This is a genomic window from Arcobacter sp. LA11, from assembly GCF_001895145.1.
Lineage (GTDB): Bacteria > Campylobacterota > Campylobacteria > Campylobacterales > Arcobacteraceae > Halarcobacter.
Map to the genome: position 1 here is coordinate 228,240 of NZ_BDIR01000002.1, position 17,683 is coordinate 245,922.

Below are 17,683 nucleotides of genomic sequence, written 5' to 3' on the forward strand. Positions count from 1 at the left end.
GAATTGTTCAATCCCCCGCAAACTTCTTAACTTTCTTCTTCTAATCTTTTTTTCTCAGACTTATAAATCCAAAACATTGGAAGTATAATTATTGTATGAAGAAATAAAGTAAGTGTTAATGGACCTTGATTTAATGTACCAAAAATACTTGGTACAACATCTGTAAATGGTTCAAACATAATATTCTCCTTTTATCTTTCGTGGATTGGATTCTTTGAAGTAGTTAATAAATCTTTTATTAAGAATATAAATCCTATAAAAGTTAATACTCCAGTTGCAAGTCTCCATCCCATACCTTGAACAAACCATACAAAGTCTTGAGATACAAAATATGCTTCCCATGTAGCACCCATTTGTGCTCTTTCTACTAGTACTTGTCCATATCCTGCAATAGTTAAAGAAACTGTCATCCCTAAAACACCAATAGTAATTAATGATATCGCCATTTTAGAATCAAAAGTAGCTCTTAATTTTGTAATACCATTTTTACCTTGAAGTCCCATATAGAACATTCCTATTAAAATTGTAGCATATGCTCCAAAGAATGCCAAGTGACCATGTGCAGAAGTAAACTGCGTACCGTGTGTATAAATATTTACTTGTGGTAATGTATGGAAGAATCCCCAAACACCAGCACCTAAGAAGTTACCAAATGCATTTGTAACAAACCATGCGAATGCAGGTGAGTTAGTCATCATTTTTTCTTCATTTTGACCTTCTTTAAGACCAGTTTCTTTACCCCAGTCATAAACTACGTGAACGAACATTGCAACTAATGGAACAGGCTCTAATGCAGAGAATAAAGCTCCAATTTCCCACCAGTACTCAGGAGTACCAATCCAGAAATAGTGATGTCCTAAACCTAAGATTCCAGATCCAAATAACATTGAAACTTCAATCCATAGCCACATTTCAACTACTTCTCTTCTAGCACCAATAATTTTGATTAATCCATAAGATAATAAACAACCAACGAATACTTCCCAAGTTGCTTCAACCCATAAGTGAATTACCCACCACCACCAGTATTGATCCATAGAGATATTATCTGTAAAGAACATACCAGCAAGGTATAAACCTGCAAGTGCTAAAACATCTGCCATAAGTACCGTTACGATACCTGTTTGCTCACCTTTTAATGCTGTAGCAAATAGATTGAATACGAAAACAAGTACAACAACAACAATACCAATATCAGCCCATCTAGGAGCTTCAATATATTCTCTACCTTCATTAATTAACCAGATAGTAGATTCTGATGCTGGTCCAACTTGAACTAAGATATATACTAAAACAACAACTGTAACAGCCGCAGTTAAAATATAAAATGCTAATTTCCCAAGTTTGATACCAACTGTTTCAATTCCAGTTTCTTCAGGTAATAGGTAATATACAGAACCAATCATTGCATAAAGCATCCAAACAACTAGTGCATTAATATGTACCATTCTAGCAACAGAAAAATCAAAGATTTCAAAAAGAAAACTTGGATATAAGAATTGTGTTGCTGCAATAAGCCCCATTAATAATTGTGCACCAAATAAAACAGCAGCTACAAAAAAGTAGTTAATTGCTAATTTTTGAGATTCAAATTTTAAATTATTTGCCATGAATCGCTCCTGTTACACCATCAGTTGACATTCTTCCAAAGTTTCTTGGGAAACCGTTTGTATCAATAGATGACATATGTTTTAAAAATGCTACTAATCCCATAGCTTCTTTCTCAGTAATACCTAAGTTAGGCATCATTCTCTCATGTGTAGGGTATTGAGAAGGGAACTGTAAAAATTTAGACATAGCTTCTTCTTTAGTTTTTGAGTTTGTCATACCTAAGTATGGTCCATTTGGTCCCCATGCAGGATCTAACCATGCTTTAGTTAAATCTGGAGCATAATAAGCACCATTACCAAGTAGTGTATGACAGTTCATACAGTTTTTAGCTTGAGAACCTAGTTTACCTAAGTGTAATAACTCTCTTGCTTCTTCTTCTGACCAATCATCTCTACCAAAGAATTTTTCTTTTTCACCAATAACTGGCACCTCATGACCTCTTTTATCAGACATTTCGTAAGTAATTTTATAATTAATTACTGTTGGTCCTGGTACTCTTTTAGTAATACCATTTTTAAGATCTGCATCTGTTCCCATAGCTATTTGACCCATGGTATCAAATGTAAGCCATATTAATAACATCGCTGCAAAACCAGTTACCCAACCTGCTGACCTTCGCCAGAAAGGGATACTAGTCCATACTGAAACAGTTTTTTTTGACACTTGTTCCTCCTAATTTTATTGTTCGTATCTTTCTTCTGCACGCTGATTTAAGTAATACCATAAGTGAGGTAGTATTAAATAACACACCATAGTTACCATTAATGCTTTAATAGTAAAATGATTACTTTGAATCGTTGTAGCAACGTAGTACATACAATATGTTTGTAAAACCCAAAAAACATACGCAAAAGGTTGGTATATGCTTTTCAGCTTCTCCATTTTTACTAGCGTATAAATTGCTACGTAAAAAAGTCCAAATATCAGCACAAATGAAGAAGCCAAAAATATTGGTAAAAAATCATCAAGTGCAATCTCTGGTCTTACAATTAAAATTGGTTCCATATCTTCGTTACTCCTCTTTTTTGTAAATATTAAGAACTATGGAAAAATTTTAGTCTAAACCATGATTAAAAAAAATGACCTATATCAATTTTTAAAGATATTTTTAAGAAATAGGGTTTTTTATTTGAAAGTTTGAAAATAAAAAGTTAGAAAAAAATAGTAAAAAGAGTGATTCTTAGCTGCTTTTACAGCTAAGAATCAATTTATCAAGTTCTGCTTTTAATTCTTGAAGTTTTTGTGTTGAATTTATTAAATCTTCAGTAGATTGAATTACCATATCTTCACTTTTGTTTAATTGTCTTGAGATATCAGTTGAATTATTTAAGTCATCAATTACTTTATCAAATTCGTCTGTAATTTCTTCTAGTTTTAGTGAAGCATTTTTAGAGTGTTCTATTGCTTCAGCAGAATAATCCATAGCGGAATTAACTTTATCAATAAAACAGTTTAATGTATCAGTTGCTTGAACAATTTCAGTTTCAGCTTCTATTTGAATTGGCTTTAAATGATCCACATCAGATTGTATTAATTGTTGTGAATAATCAAAGAATTTTTTAGCATTTTTTTCCATTGTCTTTAACTGAGATAAACTATATAGAATTAAAATTATAATCATAAATCCAAACCCATATTGGAAATATTTAATATATTCTGTTTTATTTTCACTATGATTAGTATACATTGTTACAAGATTATCTACTTCTTGCAGTAGATTATTATTTGTATTATAAACAGAATTAACAGTACTTTTAATAATCAATTCATTTTCATTTTTATCTCTTACTATTAAAAGCTCTTTAAATCTTTGTATATTGTTGTAAAAATTATTCCATAAAATTTCAATTTTTGATATTTGAGCTGCAATCTTATCTGTTGGAGCTTTTGGAATACCTGTTAATGTATTACCATCTTTTAAAGAATTTAAACTATAGATGAACTCTTCTGTTGCTGAATCAAGTTCTGTAGTATCTTTTGAGTTATTATGGTACAAGTAAAAAATATTTTTAGAGATTCTTTGTGTTAACATTCTCTCTTTTCCTGCAACATTTATAATTAATGCATCTTTTTTATTTTTTGCATTCAGATATATAGTTGTTCCAACTATTGAAAGCATAAGAATTACAAAAAAAGCACCAATAACCTGAATTTTTGCTCTAATAGTATTTGTTGTCATACTCCTACTCCTCTAAATGTAGAGATAAGCATCTCTTCATTTAATATATTTATTTTTCCTTCATTTATTTCAATTGTGCCATTTCTTGTAAGTCTTTTTAAAACTCTTGATAATGTTTCTGGTTGTATATGTAACATAAAAGAGACTTCTTGTCTTTTTAATTTATTGAACATATCAAGGTCTTGGTTTAGCATAAATGCAACTTTTGCAGTTGCATCAAATACAAGCTCTCTATTTACTATACATTGTAATTGGTGTGTTTTACCAAGTAAAGTATTCATTAGTTTTATTGTTAAAATGTTTTTATTTAAAAATAGTTCTTTGAACTTTTTATAATCAATTGATAATACAGATGAATCTTCCGTAAATTCTGCGTTAGAAAAACAATAAATTGATTCATCATCTAATCTTGTTAATTCCGAAATCATAGAATTATTATAAACATGGTAAAGGAAAATTTCATTATCAAACTTATCTAATTTATATATTTTAAGAAGACCAGATACTAAAAATAATATTTGTGTATTTGAATCACTCTCATAATATAAAATAGATTTTTTAGGATATGAAACAACAGTAGATATTGAAGTTAACTGTTCAATCTGTCCTTCATCTAGTTCATCAAAAAAATCTATTGACTTAATCGTATCTTGTATTGTAATCTCACACCTCAAAATATTTTTTGTTTAAGGGATTTTATAATATGCTAACGAAATTTTTAATTAAGTAGGATGATATGTTAGTAGATGGATATGGAAGAGAAGTTGATTATCTAAGAGTTTCAGTAACAGAAAGATGTAATTTTAGATGTCAATATTGTATGCCTGAGAAGCCTTTTTCGTGGGTTCCTAAAGAAAACTTACTATCATATGAAGATTTATTTAAATTTATAAAAGTTGCAATTGATGAAGGCGTAAAAAAAGTTAGAATTACTGGTGGAGAACCACTTTTAAGAGAAGGTTTAGAGAATTTTGTAAGAATGATTGCAGAATATAAAGATGATATTGACCTTGCTTTAACTACAAATGCTTACCTTTTACCAAAAGCTGCACAAAAGCTTGCAGATGCAGGATTAAAGAGAATAAATGTCTCTTTAGATAGCCTTATCCCTGAAGTTGCACAAAAAATTGCACAAAAAGATGTTTTAGCAACAGTTTTAAAAGGAATTCAAGCAGCAGATGATGCAGGACTTAAGATAAAAGTAAATTGTGTTCCTATGCAAGGTGTAAATGATAGTGAACTTTGTGATATTTTAGATTATTGTAAAGAAAGAAATTACCCTGTTAGATTTATTGAATTTATGGAAAATGATCATGCTCTTAGTGGTGCCAAAGGTTATACTTCAATTCAAATACAAAATATAATAAAAGCAAAATATAAGTTTGAAAAACTTGAAAGAACAGGAAGCTCTCCTTCTCAAGATTATAAAACAGAAGATGGTTATGTATTTGGAATAATTGAGCCGCATAAAGATGACTTCTGTGCCACATGTAATAGAATTAGATTAACTGCAAGTGGAGTTTTAATTCCATGTTTATATTTTGAAGATTCTCAAAGTATTAAAGAAGCAATTCAAAATAATCAAATTGATAAAGCTGCAGCAATACTTAAAGATGTGTTAGCAAATAAACCTGAAAAAAATAAATGGTCTGAAGATACTGAAACTTCTGCAAGGGCATTTTATGAGACTGGTGGATAAAAAATAGGTTTTAAAAACCTATTTTATTACGTTTTCCCATTTGTTTTAAAGTTTTTAAATCTTCTTTTCTTGATACATTATAAAATTCAACTATATATCCAATTGCATTTGAACGTAAGTATATAAAACTATTTTTTATAGTATCCGAATTTACAAGAAACTCATTGTTTGCATTTTTTTGTACATCTTTATACTCTGGATATAGACTCTCTATTTGAAGTCTTAAGCTTAAAAACTCTTTTTTATTTTTAGAAATAACACCTACAAAAAATGACTTAGAATCTTTTTTAGTAAAGATTTGCTCTTTTGTTAAATCAATATCCAACTCTTTTGTTAATTTTGCAAATTTTATATCTTGTGTATCTCCTAAATTATTGTTTAGTAAAAATTTACAAACATCTTCTGCTTTTTTTAATCCAAAATCATAAAAAAGTCCATCTGTTAGGATAACTTCTTCTTCATTATTCATTTTAAATAGTACTTGAAAAGATGAATAGATATTTCCTGTTAAATAATTCACCTCTGTATGAACTTCTTTTATATCTTTTCTTTTAACTGAATTCTCTTTGTATAGTTTATTATTATCATATATTTTCCAAGATATATTCTCTTCATTAATATGCAACTCAATATTCCTTTTTACTAATAAAACATAAAATATTGATGCTATTTGGAAAGCACAAAGTGCAAGAGAAGCAAAAAATAAAATACTATATATTCCTTGTTGTGATATATGACCTTGATACATAACCGATGAAAATATAGAAAATGCTAATAACATAAATAGTTTATATCCAAAGCCTTTTTCTAAAATGTAATTTTGCATTTATTAATCCTTCTCATTTATACTTTTTATAAAGTATCTATCGTTTTTATTTTCTAGTTCTATATTTATATCAAAAACTTCTGATAAGTTCTTTGAATTTAAAAGTTCTTTTTTCAATCCTTGTTTATAGATAGTTTGATTATACATTAGTGCTATATGAGAAATCTCTTTAAATATTTCTTCTACATGATGAGTTACTAAAATGATTGAAGCTTTATAAGAAAGTTTTCTAATTAGTTCTATAAAACTATATTGTGCCTTAATATCTAAGCCAACTGTAGGCTCATCTAGTATAAAAGCTTTTGGCTCATGAATTAAGGCACGACCGATTACACACCTTCTTATTTGTCCTGTACTTATGTGCTGTACTTTTTTATTTTTTATATGAGAAATTTCTAAAAAATCTAAAACTTCAAGTGCTTTTTTGTGCTGTTCTTCTGTAAAGTCTTGGTGTTTGAAAATTCCAATTGAACTATAATATCCACTAAGTACAACTTCATAAGCACTCAAAAAATTTCCATGTTTTTCAAAATAGTTATGTAAATCATTAGTTATAATTCCAAGGTTCTTTTTTAAATCAAAAATACTCCATCTTTCCTTCTCAAAGATTTTCTTTTTAAAAGGGTACTTTGTATTTGGATATAAGTCATTTGAAATGAGTTTTATTAAAGTTGATTTTCCACTGCCATTTGCTCCTAAAATAACCCAATGTTCACCACTATTTATTTTAAGATTTATATTTTCTAGTATGGGCTTAACTTCATAACTCACATGGATATTTTCAAAATCTATTATATTCATTTTCCACCTTTATTTTATGAAATTATGCTAGAACATACTTAAACAAGCTTTAAAGTTGTTTTATATATAATTCGCGTCCACTTTGTATAAAGTGAGATTAATATACCTATTAGGAGGTCATTATGGCTTTAGATCAGGACGTAAAAGCAGAAATAATTGCTAAACACAGAAGAGAAGAAAAAGATACAGGTTCAGCAGAAGTACAAATTGCTATTCTTTCAGAGCAAATTAAAGTATTAACAGATCATTTAAAAACAAATAAAAAAGATCACTCATCAAGATTAGGTCTTTTAAAAATGGTTGGTAAAAGAAAAAGACTTCTTAAATACTTAAGAAGAACTGACTATACTAAATTCGTAGCATTAGTTGCAGATTTAGGAATCAGAGCTAAGTAATTACTAGCATTTGATTATTTAAAAAAGGTTGCAAGAGTTTTCTTGCAACCTTTTTTTTTAAATTTAACTATAAAATTATAAATTAACTTACAAAAATAATTAATATTAATTAATCTTCTAGTAGAATATTAGTTAAAAATTAAATTAGGAAATATATGTTACTTACAAAAAAGAGTGAATATGCTTTACTGTCTTTAATATCTATTGCGAAAAGTGATAGCCCTAAAAACGTGGATGTATTATCACGTGAGTTAAGTATTCCTAAATCTTTTTTAGCAAAAATTATGCAAAACCTTGCAAAAAATGATATCGTTGTATCTCACAGAGGGGTAAATGGTGGATTTGCATTAAAAAAACCATATGACGAAATTACAATATTAGAAATAACTACAGTTGCAGAAGAAAGAATACCATCAGTATTTGAATGTTCTCCTTCAATAACTTCTTGTCCTTCTGATATTGGAAATGCATGTAGTGTATGGCCTCTACTTAATAACCTACAAGGAAGAATTAATCTATTTTTAGAAGAGTTAACTTTAAAGGATATCTCTCAATGAAGCTATTTCATTTATCTCATACAGATTTAGATGGATACAGTTGTCAACTTATAACAAAAGAATTTTTCAAAGAGGGATTTTTTTTCAATGCCAATTATGGTACAGAAGTTAAACTAAGTATCAAAAAAATATTAAATGATTTACAAGAATTTAAAGAAGAAGAAATTCTTTTTCTAATTACTGATTTAAACTTAACATTTAACGAATCAAAAGATTTAGAAAAGAATATAAATGGATTAAAAGAAGAAGGTTTTAATATAAAACTCCAACTTCTTGATCATCATGCAACTGGTAAAAAAAGTGCAGACGCATATGATTGGTATTTTTTAGATACAAAAAGATGTGCAGCAAAGATTACTTATGACTATATGCTTGAAAAATATAATAGCTTTTCTGCTGAAGTAGCCTCTTGGTTAAGTCCATTAATAGATGCTGTTAATGCAATTGATATTTGGCTTGACCATGAAGAAAAGAATTTTGAGTTTGGAAAAGTTTTACTTAGTATGATAAGTAAGGTTCGTGAGATAAACAATGTATTGTTTCCAGATTTAAATAGAGAATTTAGACTTTATTTACTAAAAGAAGCTTCGAAATATTTAAATGAAATAGATGGAAATATTAGATTAGATAATGATATACACTCTATAAAGAAGAGCTTTTTAAAGCAAGATGAAAATGATAATACAATTGATAATTTAAGTGCAAAATATTTAGTTAATTCTTTAGAGGAATTAAAAGATAAATTAACAGTTACATATAAAGAACATAAAGGATTACTTACTTATACTTTAGGTTCTATTTCTATCCCTGCAAATGCATTTTTAAAAGCAAATTCTGATTATGATTTTTTTATTGATATTAGTAAAAAAGGAAATGCTTCCTTTAGAGCGGATGGAAAAGTTGATGTATCTTTAATTGCCCAAAAACTAGCAAATGGGGGAGGACATGTAAATGCTTCAGGAGCTAGATTTGAAGATTTTAAAGAGACTATTGATTATAAAGTAGTAAAAGAATTTATACAAAAAAAACTAGATAGTTTATAAAACTTAGGAAGAGAAAACTCTTCAAAGTTTTAGTTTCCAGATAGAGCTTTCATTACATGTTCATCTGCCATAGTAATATTCCACGCAGGTTCCCATACAACTTCAGCTTCAGCGTTTTGTGCATTTGGTAACTCTCTTAAGACAGCTTCTTCAACCCATTGAACTATCATTTGATGTAATGGGCAAGCTTTTGTAGAAAGAGTCATAATAACTTTTACATCACCTTCTTCATTACAAATACCATCATATATTAATCCCATCTCGACTAAGTTAAATCCAACTTCGGGATCTTTTACTGTAGATACTGCTTTAAATATTTCTTCTTTTGTATACATTATTCATACCTTATCATATATATTAAATTTTTAAATAGAAAAATTGCTCCAATAATAAAAAATGAAGCACCTGCTTTAAATAAGTCATTACTAGTAAATAGTAATCCAAGTGTTGATAAAACTAATCCTGCAAGACTGAACCAGAATTGAAATTTTGAAGCAGTGTCAGGAAGCATATCTGCTAACATGGGCACTTTTTGTTTCCCTACAAGTGGTGAGAATTTTTCAAACCAAACTAAAAAAGGAACAATTTTATAGATATGACCACTAATAATAAACGCAAAAAATCCCATAAACATAAGCCACCCAATGGTTAAAATCAATGGTTGATAGTAAGTAATAAAATATGCAATTGTTAAAAATATTGCTAAAAATAGCGAACCAAAAGAGACAAATAAAGATTTTACATAAATATCAATTTCTTTTCTAGCTCTAGTTTTATATATCAAATATACTTCATAGATAAATAATCCCAAAGAAATCATAGATAAGATATAACCTAAATAATCTAATGAAGCAAGATTAAATACTCCAGATAGGAAAACTAAACTAACAGCTATTGTCATAATTATTACAGCTAAATTCATAGGTTTTTGTGAAAAATTGTGAGATAAGCCAAACATCGGAAGAAGGACAAGTGATAATGCCATCAAAGTAATACATATATATCCTGCAACTACTGCAAAAACATGAGCTTTTAATAGAAGTGTAATATCTGCACTAATAGCACCAGCATAAGTTAATGCTAAAACTATTCCTACTATAACTCCTAAAAATAAAAATACATTTGAAACAATAAGACTTTTTATTACATTATTAAATTTTTCCACTTTTTTAATTGTTAAAAATACTTCTGCTAAAAATATAAACATTGAAATTAGAACAATCGTACCTCCGTATGGTAATAGGGCACTATAAAAGAAAAAGCCTAAAGACATAAGAATTGTACCAATTAAAAGTAATGGCCATATAATATAATAAAACTCTACACTAAAATGACCTACTTCTAGGGTAACAGGTATTAATTGAGCCATTGCTCCAAATATTATCATCATTACAAAGCCAAGCAATAAAATATGTGTCCAGGCTAAGATTGATGAATCCATATAGTGTAAATTTTCTAAGTTTATACTAAGAGGTATAAATGTACTAAGTAGGAAAAAAATAGCTCCTATTATAAAATAAGGGGCTATTAATTTAAAAGGTGGTGCAAAATCTTGAGAAACTTGTACCATTTGCTTATATTACTGACAAGAATTTTGTGAAAAATCTGTATTTGTAGTTGAATAATTTTTAGAATTAAATTCAACTCTTACTTTATCATCTTCAATATTACTTACTTCAAAATTAAAATCATTTTCAATTTTAGGGAATAATCCACTTGGTGCTTTATGGTTAATCATTATAAGTTTTTTATCTGCACCTTTTAAAAGCTGTAATCCTAACATTGCATTAATCATTGGTTCTGGTGGTGCACATTCTGATGAATCAAAATAATAAACAGTTGAACCATCTTCAACAAATTCAAAAAAATCAACTGTAGAATTTTCAATTTCAATTTTTTTAGCATCACTTGGAAGTAGACTCATTTCAAATCCTTTTTCTATATATTTGGAGTAAGTATAAAACATATAGAAGTTAATTACATTGATAACAATCAATAAATGAATAATTAAAAATAAGCTGTACTTATAATCCCTTTTATAAATTAAGTGTTAATTTAAAAAAATTAAGTAAAATTTATAAAAAGTAAAAGGAAAATACTATGGAATGTGAATTTGCAACAGTTAATTCTGATAATGAAGAAATCAAAGAGATATTTGAAAATACAAAAACAATTGCAATTATTGGTTGTTCACCAAATGAAGAAAAAGCAAGTAATAGAGTTGCAAATTATCTAAAAAATGCAGGTTTTAAAATAGTTCCTGTATATCCAAAAGAGGATGAAATATTAGGTGAAAAAGTATATAGAAGTTTAAAAGAAATTCCTTTCAAAATAGATATGGTAGATATCTTTAGAAAACCAGATGTAATTGGTCTTGTAATAGACTCAGCAATTGAACGAGGCGATATTGATACAGTATGGACTCAATTAGGTTTAGTAAACAATGAAGCTGCTAAAAAAGCAGTAGAGGCCGGAATGAAAGTAGTACAAAATAAGTGTACTAAGATTGAGCATAACGCTCTTTATTAACTAATTTTACAGTTGGGTGTGTTTGTTAATACAATTGTAGCAACACATCCCGATTTTCCATCAGTTCTATTTTTTAAGAATATTGCAGCACCAAGAGCATCGGCTGCATTTTTAGCTAAGAATAACCCAAGTCCTGCACCACTCTCTTCACCCATTCTTTTAAATGGAGCAAAAAGGTCGATATTTTCATCAATACCAGAACCTTCATCTGTAATACTTATTGTTGTTACATCTTTTATTTTTTCTAATCTTAATGCAATTGATTTATCATCAGGAGTAAATTTTATAGCGTTTTGTACAAAGTTTTGAATAATCTGATTTAATAGTGTTGGTTGCACAAATACTTCATGGTGATTAACGTTAGAAAAGAAAGTTAGAATAATCTTTTTCTTTGCACTTAACATTCTATAATCATTTGTTTTTCTTTGTAAATATTGAACTAAATCAAGCTCTTCAGCTTTTTCAAACTGAGCACCTTCTGCACGACCAATATCTAAAATAGAACTAATCATTTTATTCATATCGTTAATTTGATCTACGCTTAGTTTTAAAGTCTCTTTATACTTTTCAGCTTCTCTATCTTTCATTAGTGTGACTTCATTTTTTAGTTTCATCACCGCAAGTGGAGTCTTTAACTCATGGGCAACACCAATAAATAACTCTTTTTTAAATCTAATATTTGTTTCAATTCTTGTTGTTAGAGAGTTAATAGAATCTGCTAATGGATGAAATTCTATAGGTAGATTATTCTTATTAATTTGTGTTAAAAAGTTTTCATCCATATTTGATAGTTTTTTTGTTATTTGAATAATAGGTTTTAATAATGTTTTTGAAACTGTAAATGCATATAGAATAACCATAATCAAACCACCTAGTGAAATTAAAAATAGATTATTAAATATTTTATTTAGCATTTGAATAGATGAATCAATATTTTTAGAAATTTTTATATATTGGTTTTTATTTGGTTCAAATGGATATAAAATTTGCATAAAATTATTATCTTTAATTTTATATGCTGTAAATGGATTTTGAGGTACATGTTCAAGTGTAACAATATCTACGTTTATTCCATTATGAGTGATTACATTAAAATTTGCAGTATCTGTATTTGAATTTTTGCTAATTTTTGATATTAGTTCTGCATCAGCAAGTAAAGAGTCTTTTAGTTCTTCATAGATAGTAGATTTAGTATATCCATAAAAAATAAAAGATAAAATGATAATAAGAAGTGAAGTAGCAAGAATTAGTTTTTGGTAAAACTGTTTATATATACTCTTCACTTGCATTATTATTCTGCCTTAATTAATATTAAGCGTTTTCTTCATCAGTTGTAGGGTAACAAAATCTGTAACCTCTTCTTCTGATAGTTTCAATAGTAGAAATATTTAATGGTTTATCCATTTTTTGTCTAATTTGGTTAATTGCAACTTCAATTACATTTGGAGTTACTAATTCTGGTTCTTCCCAGATAGCGTCTAATAATTGCTCTTTAGAAACAATTTGATCTCTATGTCTAGCTAAGTGAGTTAATACTTCAAAAGGTTTACCTTTTAATTCAATTTCTTCACCGTTATATTCAATTTTTTCTTCATCTGGATTAATTGTTAAATCTTCAATTTCAATTACATTTGTTCCACCGAATCTTAATCTTGCTTCAATTCTTGCAAGTAAAATATCAAAATCAAATGGTTTTTTAATATAGTCATCAGCACCTGATTTTAAAGCTTCAATTTCAGAGTCTTTATCATCTCTAGCAGAAAGAATTACAACCGCAGTTCTTGAGCTTCTGTTTTTTACAATTTTACATAATTCAATTCCGTCACCATCTGGTAACATCCAGTCAGTTAAAACTAAATCGTAATTTCTAATATCAATGAAGTACTCTGCATCTTTATAATTTTCAGCAGCATCTACTTGGTAACCAAAATCAGTTAACCCTTCTTGCAGTGTTCTATTTAATGTAATTTCATCTTCAATAATTAATATTCTCATATAGATATCCCTTTTTATTACTTAGCTTAAATTTAAGTTAAGTTTAAATTTTGTCGGCATTATATCACAAATATAGTAAAATTTAAAGGTTTTTTAAGTTAAATTTTAAAATTTTTCTAAATTTCACCTATTTTTAGTGCTAAAATGGTTTAAATTTAAGGAAATAAGATATAAAAATGTTACATTTTATGATTATTAAGTAATTTTTAAGATTTTTTTAAAATAAAAATATTCTTAATTTTAACAGTTTAAAGAAGCTTATTTTTATCAAATTAACCTTTTGTTAACAAAATAAGGATAGAATATCGCTTATTAAATATTAATAAGGAATATAATGATTAAAATTACAAGTAAAAAATTAGTTTCAAGTCTTATTGCTACTTTAGCAATTTCTTCTGCTACATTAAATGCAGCAGAATCTTATGGAAGTGTAAATGGTGAAAATATTACAAAGCAAGATGTTGCAGTTATCTTAAGAAACCCAAATATCGATTTTAATTCTTTACCAAAAAAGAGTAAAAATCAAGTTTTAGATCAAGTAATTGAAAAGAAACTGTTAAGTACTAAAGCTATGAAAAGTGGAGTAGATGCAGACGTTCAGTACAAAGATGCTTTAGCAAAATTAAAAAAAGATTTAGCCTTAGAAATTTGGATGCAAAAAGAGTATAAAAAAGTTACTGTTTCTGAAAAAGAGAAAAAAGACTATTTTAATAAGAATAAAGAGAAATTTAAAGTTCCTGCAACTTTAGAAGCAAGACATATTTTAACTAAAACAGAAAAAGAAGCTAAAGATATTATTAAGAAATTAGATAAAGCTTCAAAGAAAAAAGATGAGTTTATTAATTTAGCAAAAACTAAATCAGTTGGTCCAAGTGGTCCTAAAGGTGGATATTTAGGTAAGTTCCCAGAGACTCAAATGGTACCAGAATTTTCAAAAGCTGCAAAAGCTTTAAGTAAAGGTAAATACTCTAAGACTCCTGTTAAAACACAATTTGGTTATCATGTTATTTATTTAGAAGATAAAGTTGCTTCAAAAGCTTTGGCATATGACAAAGTTAAAGATAAAATTAACCAAGCTTTATTACAACAAAAATTTAGAGCACATATCAAAAAACAAGCAGATGCTTTAAGAAAAAATGCAAAAATAGTAATTAAGTAAGGAGTAGAATTTGGCTGTATTAGATATTGTAAATGCTGGAGTATTAAGTGGTAGTGAGGCAAAAAAACTTTTTGCCTATGCAAAAGAGAATAAATTTGCGATTCCAGCTGTAAATGTTGTTGGAACTGATTCTGTAAATGCAGTATTAGAAGTAGCAGCAAAAGTTAACTCTCCAATTATTGTTCAGTTTTCAAATGGTGGAGCACAATATTTTGCAGGAAAAGGACTTAAAACAGCAGATGCTGCTGTTTTAGGTGGAGTAAGTGGAGCTATGCATGTTCATACAATGGCAAAAGCATATGGTGTTCCAGTTATTTTACATACAGATCATGCTGCAAGAAAATTATTACCATGGATTGATGGTTTATTAGAAGCAGGTAAAGAGCATTTTAATAGAACAGGACGTCCTTTATATACTTCTCATATGCTTGACCTTTCAGAAGAACCTTTAGAGGAAAATATTGGTACCTGTGTTGAGTATTTTAAAACTATGAACGAACTTGATATGATGATTGAAATTGAGTTAGGAATTACAGGTGGAGAAGAAGATGGAGTTGATAACTCTGATGTTGATAATGCTCTACTTTATACTCAACCAGAAGAAGTATGTTATGCATATGAAGAATTAAAAAAAATATCAGAAAACTTTACAATTGCTGCATCTTTTGGAAATGTACATGGTGTATATAAACCAGGAAATGTTGTATTAAGTCCTAAAATTTTAGATAACTCTCAAAAATACATTTCTGAAAAACATGGAACTGAAATTGAGCCAGTTGATTTTGTATTCCACGGTGGTTCAGGTTCTGAACTTTCTGAAATTAGAGAAGCTATTGATTATGGTGTTATCAAAATGAATATTGATACAGATACTCAATGGGCATTTTGGGATGGTGTAAGAGCTTTTGAATCTAAAAACCATGACTATTTACAAGGTCAAATTGGAAATCCAGATGGAGATGATAAACCAAATAAAGGTTATTATGATCCAAGAAAATGGTTAAGAGCAGGGCAAGAAGCTATGATAGCTAGACTTGAAACTGCATTTTCTGACCTTTGTTCTATTAATAAAAACTAAGCATTTTGCTTAGTTTTTATTTTCTTCAGTAACTAAAGCTAGATTATTTAAATTATACTTTTGAAGTAAATCTAAAACTTTTACAACTCTTTCATATTTTGTATTTTTATCTATTCGTACTATCACAGCTTTTTTATTGTCTTTAATTTCTTTTAGATTATCTTCTAAAGATATAAATGAAACTTCAATTCCTTTTATAGCTAATTTATCTTCATTTAATTCTATAAAAATTTGATCATCTTTTACTTCCGTAGCTTTTGCATCTGCTTTTGGTAAATCAAGTATTAGTGCAAGTTCATCTTTTTTGAATACTGAGGTAACTATAAAAAAGATTAGTAAAATAAAAACTACATCTATAATAGGAGTTAAATCAATCCCTAATGGTTCTCGTCTTTTCATTATTTACCAATTAGTTCTTTTTTAGCTTTTATCTCAATTGTATCAATCATAGAAATAAAATGGTTGTATGCAATATGATGAGGAATTGCAACAATAAGTCCAGCAATAGTTGTTATAAGTGCAATAGAAATACCACCTGAGAATATAGTAGGATCTCCTAAACCTTTTTGTGTAATTACTTCAAAAGCTTTATATACTCCATATACAGTTCCTAAAAGTCCTAATAAAGGAGCAATAGAAGCAATATTTTTAATATAAGTTAAACCACTTTCTAGTCTTTTTATTTCATACTCTATTTGAAATTCTAAAGTTTTAATATTTGTTGTATCTACTTTTGATTCAATTCTTTTAACCATAGCCCTTTTTCTTGGTATTGTTAAAAACTTCCATATAATTATTGTAATACCTATAATATTTAAAAAGATTAAAATATAGACGATAATTCCGCCTTTTTCTATATATTCTAATAAATCCATAAAACCTCTTATTAAATTTTTTAGTATTTTAGTATAATAAAGTTAATGAAAGATATAAATAAATATATAAACTCACCAATTACAGATATAAAATTTAGAGACAAGAAAATATATGTTAAAAGAGATGATTTATTAGATGAAGACTTTTCTGGAAATAAAGCAAGAAAGTTTTATTATTTTTTAGTAAATGATTTTCCTAACATAAAAAAGATAATAAGCTACGGTTCTGCACAAGCTAATTCTTTGTATTCATTATCTGTATTATCAAAGCTAAAAGGTTTAGAGTTAGACTTCTATGTAAATCATATTAGTTCATTTTTAAAACAAAATCCGCAAGGTAATTATAAAGAATCATTAAAAAATGGTGCAAATATAATTGAAAAAGATGAAGAAAATATTCAACAATATATAGAAAAAAATCTACTTAATGAGGAAACACTTTTTATAGAAGAGGGTGGAAGAATCAAAGAGGCAGAATTTGGAATTAAAATATTAGCTGATGAGATAAAAACTTGGGCTTTAGAAAATAAAATAAAAGATTTGAAAATTATATTACCAAGTGGAACAGGGACTACAGCTCTTTTTTTACAAAAAAATCTTTCTTTTGAAGTTTTAACAGTAGCTTGTGTAGGGGGAAGTGAATATTTAAAAAAGCAATTCTTTCATCTAGAAAAAGATGAAAAAATGCATCCTACTATTTTAGAAACATCAAAAAAATATCATTTTGGAAAATTATACAAAGAGTTTTATCAAATTTGGGAAGAAGTTAAAAATGAAACGAAAATTGAATTTGATTTACTCTATGACCCTTTAGCTTTTATCTCTTTAGAAAACTCTACTTATTTACAAAATAAGGAGATATTATATATTCATCAAGGGGGAATTTTAGGTAATGAAACAATGATAGAAAGATATAAAAGAAAATATAAATTTTAA

At 27.8% G+C, this 17,683-nt stretch carries 23 protein-coding genes; 8 read left to right on the forward strand and 15 right to left on the reverse strand.

The genetic code is table 11. The annotated features are described in order from the left end of the window. Positions 1–26: 26 nt before the first annotated feature. The 6 genes from BT997_RS15495 to BT997_RS03140 all read right to left on the reverse strand — a co-directional run bounded on the left by BT997_RS15495 (position 27) and on the right by BT997_RS03140 (position 4,452). Positions 27–179 carry a hypothetical protein gene (locus BT997_RS15495; protein WP_174247185.1) on the reverse strand — a complete coding sequence of 51 codons (153 nt, stop codon included), beginning with the start codon at positions 177–179 and terminating at the stop codon, positions 27–29. A gap of 12 nt (positions 180–191) precedes the next feature. Beyond that, positions 192–1,610, reverse strand: coding sequence for a cbb3-type cytochrome c oxidase subunit I (locus tag BT997_RS03120; protein ID WP_072679980.1), 1,419 nt, complete (start codon positions 1,608–1,610; stop codon positions 192–194). Beyond that, positions 1,600–2,274 (reverse strand): cytochrome c, encoded by a 675-nt coding sequence (locus BT997_RS03125; protein ID WP_072679981.1) that lies wholly within the window; start codon positions 2,272–2,274, stop codon positions 1,600–1,602. Before BT997_RS03125 ends, BT997_RS03120 begins: the two co-directional genes overlap by 11 nt. Positions 2,275–2,289: 15 nt before the next feature. Beyond that, positions 2,290–2,616 (reverse strand): hypothetical protein, encoded by a 327-nt coding sequence (locus BT997_RS03130; protein ID WP_072679982.1) that lies wholly within the window; start codon positions 2,614–2,616, stop codon positions 2,290–2,292. A gap of 175 nt (positions 2,617–2,791) precedes the next feature. Beyond that, positions 2,792–3,790, reverse strand: a complete 999-nt coding sequence (locus BT997_RS03135; RefSeq protein ID WP_072679983.1) for a type IV pili methyl-accepting chemotaxis transducer N-terminal domain-containing protein — start codon at positions 3,788–3,790, stop codon at positions 2,792–2,794. After that, entirely contained in the window at positions 3,787–4,452 is a 666-nt protein-coding gene (locus BT997_RS03140) for a Crp/Fnr family transcriptional regulator (protein WP_072680123.1), read from the reverse strand. Before BT997_RS03140 ends, BT997_RS03135 begins: the two co-directional genes overlap by 4 nt. A gap of 74 nt (positions 4,453–4,526) precedes the next feature. Between BT997_RS03140 and moaA the strand changes: the two genes are divergently transcribed. Beyond that, a complete protein-coding gene (moaA, locus tag BT997_RS03145) occupies positions 4,527–5,489 on the forward strand; it encodes a GTP 3',8-cyclase MoaA (protein WP_072679984.1) in 963 nt (320 codons plus the stop codon). 10 nt (positions 5,490–5,499) lie between these two features. Here moaA and BT997_RS03150 read toward each other — a convergent pair whose 3' ends face one another. Continuing rightward, positions 5,500–6,315, reverse strand: coding sequence for a hypothetical protein (locus BT997_RS03150; RefSeq protein ID WP_072679985.1), 816 nt, complete (start codon positions 6,313–6,315; stop codon positions 5,500–5,502). Between the two features lie 3 nt (positions 6,316–6,318). Then, positions 6,319–7,116 (reverse strand): ABC transporter ATP-binding protein, encoded by a 798-nt coding sequence (locus BT997_RS03155; RefSeq protein ID WP_072679986.1) that lies wholly within the window; start codon positions 7,114–7,116, stop codon positions 6,319–6,321. A 122-nt stretch (positions 7,117–7,238) separates the two neighbouring features. On the opposite strand from BT997_RS03155, the gene rpsO reads away from it, so the two are divergent. From rpsO to BT997_RS03170, 3 genes are all read left to right on the forward strand, one after another. Next, on the forward strand, positions 7,239–7,511 hold the full coding sequence (gene rpsO / locus BT997_RS03160; RefSeq protein ID WP_072679987.1) for a 30S ribosomal protein S15: 273 nt from the start codon (positions 7,239–7,241) through the stop codon (positions 7,509–7,511). A gap of 155 nt (positions 7,512–7,666) precedes the next feature. Then, positions 7,667–8,068, forward strand: coding sequence for an Rrf2 family transcriptional regulator (locus BT997_RS03165; RefSeq protein ID WP_072679988.1), 402 nt, complete (start codon positions 7,667–7,669; stop codon positions 8,066–8,068). Next, positions 8,065–9,111: a DHH family phosphoesterase gene (locus tag BT997_RS03170; RefSeq protein WP_072679989.1), complete on the forward strand. Its 1,047-nt coding sequence runs from the start codon at positions 8,065–8,067 to the stop codon at positions 9,109–9,111. The genes BT997_RS03165 and BT997_RS03170 overlap by 4 nt, the downstream gene beginning before the upstream one ends. Before the next feature lie 29 nt (positions 9,112–9,140). On the opposite strand, the gene BT997_RS03175 is transcribed toward BT997_RS03170, so the two are convergent. The 3 genes from BT997_RS03175 to BT997_RS03185 are packed head-to-tail and all read right to left on the reverse strand — an operon-like array spanning position 9,141 to position 11,035. Then, a complete protein-coding gene (locus BT997_RS03175; RefSeq protein ID WP_072679990.1) occupies positions 9,141–9,446 on the reverse strand; it encodes a metal-sulfur cluster assembly factor in 306 nt (101 codons plus the stop codon). Beyond that, positions 9,446–10,681: an LPXTG cell wall anchor domain-containing protein gene (locus BT997_RS03180; protein WP_072679991.1), complete on the reverse strand. Its 1,236-nt coding sequence runs from the start codon at positions 10,679–10,681 to the stop codon at positions 9,446–9,448. The genes BT997_RS03175 and BT997_RS03180 overlap by 1 nt, the downstream gene beginning before the upstream one ends. A 9-nt stretch (positions 10,682–10,690) precedes the next feature. Then, the gene (locus BT997_RS03185; protein ID WP_072679992.1) at positions 10,691–11,035 is read right to left on the reverse strand and encodes a hypothetical protein; all 345 of its coding nucleotides are present in this window, start codon (positions 11,033–11,035) and stop codon (positions 10,691–10,693) included. Between the two features lie 176 nt (positions 11,036–11,211). Here BT997_RS03185 and BT997_RS03190 point away from each other — a divergent pair, with 176 nt between their 5' ends. Next, positions 11,212–11,640 (forward strand): CoA-binding protein, encoded by a 429-nt coding sequence (locus BT997_RS03190; protein ID WP_072679993.1) that lies wholly within the window; start codon positions 11,212–11,214, stop codon positions 11,638–11,640. On the opposite strand, the gene BT997_RS03195 is transcribed toward BT997_RS03190, so the two are convergent. Beyond that, positions 11,637–12,929, reverse strand: coding sequence for a HAMP domain-containing sensor histidine kinase (locus tag BT997_RS03195; protein ID WP_072679994.1), 1,293 nt, complete (start codon positions 12,927–12,929; stop codon positions 11,637–11,639). The two genes, BT997_RS03190 and BT997_RS03195, sit on opposite strands and share 4 nt — an antisense overlap. Before the next feature lie 22 nt (positions 12,930–12,951). Next, positions 12,952–13,635, reverse strand: coding sequence for a homeostatic response regulator transcription factor HsrA (gene hsrA / locus BT997_RS03200; RefSeq protein ID WP_072679995.1), 684 nt, complete (start codon positions 13,633–13,635; stop codon positions 12,952–12,954). A gap of 334 nt (positions 13,636–13,969) precedes the next feature. Between hsrA and BT997_RS03205 the strand changes: the two genes are divergently transcribed. Together BT997_RS03205 and fbaA are read left to right on the forward strand one after the other, a co-directional pair. Beyond that, positions 13,970–14,794 carry a peptidylprolyl isomerase gene (locus BT997_RS03205; protein WP_072679996.1) on the forward strand — a complete coding sequence of 275 codons (825 nt, stop codon included), beginning with the start codon at positions 13,970–13,972 and terminating at the stop codon, positions 14,792–14,794. Between the two features lie 10 nt (positions 14,795–14,804). Next, entirely contained in the window at positions 14,805–15,872 is a 1,068-nt protein-coding gene (gene fbaA, locus BT997_RS03210; RefSeq protein ID WP_072679997.1) for a class II fructose-bisphosphate aldolase, read from the forward strand. Positions 15,873–15,881: 9 nt separating this feature from the next. Here fbaA and BT997_RS03215 read toward each other — a convergent pair whose 3' ends face one another. Together BT997_RS03215 and BT997_RS03220 are read right to left on the reverse strand one after the other, a co-directional pair. After that, positions 15,882–16,271, reverse strand: a complete 390-nt coding sequence (locus BT997_RS03215) for a biopolymer transporter ExbD (protein WP_072679998.1) — start codon at positions 16,269–16,271, stop codon at positions 15,882–15,884. Then, complete coding sequence (locus BT997_RS03220; RefSeq protein ID WP_072679999.1) at positions 16,271–16,747, reverse strand: MotA/TolQ/ExbB proton channel family protein; 477 nt, start codon at positions 16,745–16,747, stop codon at positions 16,271–16,273. The genes BT997_RS03215 and BT997_RS03220 overlap by 1 nt, the downstream gene beginning before the upstream one ends. 45 nt (positions 16,748–16,792) lie before the next feature. On the opposite strand from BT997_RS03220, the gene BT997_RS03225 reads away from it, so the two are divergent. After that, complete coding sequence (locus BT997_RS03225) at positions 16,793–17,683, forward strand: 1-aminocyclopropane-1-carboxylate deaminase (protein WP_072680000.1); 891 nt, start codon at positions 16,793–16,795, stop codon at positions 17,681–17,683.

What these genes read in the sequence shown, in the direction of transcription:
- BT997_RS15495 (WP_174247185.1), bottom strand. Translation starts at nt 179, where the DNA reads ATGTTTGAACCATTTACAGATGTTGTACCAAGTATTTTTGGTACATTA.
- BT997_RS03120 (WP_072679980.1), bottom strand. Translation starts at nt 1,610, where the DNA reads ATGGCAAATAATTTAAAATTTGAATCTCAAAAATTAGCAATTAACTAC.
- BT997_RS03130 (WP_072679982.1), bottom strand. Translation starts at nt 2,616, where the DNA reads ATGGAACCAATTTTAATTGTAAGACCAGAGATTGCACTTGATGATTTT.
- BT997_RS03135 (WP_072679983.1), bottom strand. Translation starts at nt 3,790, where the DNA reads ATGACAACAAATACTATTAGAGCAAAAATTCAGGTTATTGGTGCTTTT.
- moaA (WP_072679984.1), top strand. Translation starts at nt 4,527, where the DNA reads ATGTTAGTAGATGGATATGGAAGAGAAGTTGATTATCTAAGAGTTTCA.
- BT997_RS03150 (WP_072679985.1), bottom strand. Translation starts at nt 6,315, where the DNA reads ATGCAAAATTACATTTTAGAAAAAGGCTTTGGATATAAACTATTTATG.
- BT997_RS03155 (WP_072679986.1), bottom strand. Translation starts at nt 7,116, where the DNA reads ATGAATATAATAGATTTTGAAAATATCCATGTGAGTTATGAAGTTAAG.
- rpsO (WP_072679987.1), top strand. Translation starts at nt 7,239, where the DNA reads ATGGCTTTAGATCAGGACGTAAAAGCAGAAATAATTGCTAAACACAGA.
- BT997_RS03165 (WP_072679988.1), top strand. Translation starts at nt 7,667, where the DNA reads ATGTTACTTACAAAAAAGAGTGAATATGCTTTACTGTCTTTAATATCT.
- BT997_RS03170 (WP_072679989.1), top strand. Translation starts at nt 8,065, where the DNA reads ATGAAGCTATTTCATTTATCTCATACAGATTTAGATGGATACAGTTGT.
- BT997_RS03175 (WP_072679990.1), bottom strand. Translation starts at nt 9,446, where the DNA reads ATGTATACAAAAGAAGAAATATTTAAAGCAGTATCTACAGTAAAAGAT.
- BT997_RS03180 (WP_072679991.1), bottom strand. Translation starts at nt 10,681, where the DNA reads ATGGTACAAGTTTCTCAAGATTTTGCACCACCTTTTAAATTAATAGCC.
- BT997_RS03185 (WP_072679992.1), bottom strand. Translation starts at nt 11,035, where the DNA reads ATGAGTCTACTTCCAAGTGATGCTAAAAAAATTGAAATTGAAAATTCT.
- BT997_RS03190 (WP_072679993.1), top strand. Translation starts at nt 11,212, where the DNA reads ATGGAATGTGAATTTGCAACAGTTAATTCTGATAATGAAGAAATCAAA.
- BT997_RS03195 (WP_072679994.1), bottom strand. Translation starts at nt 12,929, where the DNA reads ATGCAAGTGAAGAGTATATATAAACAGTTTTACCAAAAACTAATTCTT.
- hsrA (WP_072679995.1), bottom strand. Translation starts at nt 13,635, where the DNA reads ATGAGAATATTAATTATTGAAGATGAAATTACATTAAATAGAACACTG.
- BT997_RS03205 (WP_072679996.1), top strand. Translation starts at nt 13,970, where the DNA reads ATGATTAAAATTACAAGTAAAAAATTAGTTTCAAGTCTTATTGCTACT.
- BT997_RS03215 (WP_072679998.1), bottom strand. Translation starts at nt 16,271, where the DNA reads ATGAAAAGACGAGAACCATTAGGGATTGATTTAACTCCTATTATAGAT.
- BT997_RS03220 (WP_072679999.1), bottom strand. Translation starts at nt 16,747, where the DNA reads ATGGATTTATTAGAATATATAGAAAAAGGCGGAATTATCGTCTATATT.
- BT997_RS03225 (WP_072680000.1), top strand. Translation starts at nt 16,793, where the DNA reads ATGAAAGATATAAATAAATATATAAACTCACCAATTACAGATATAAAA.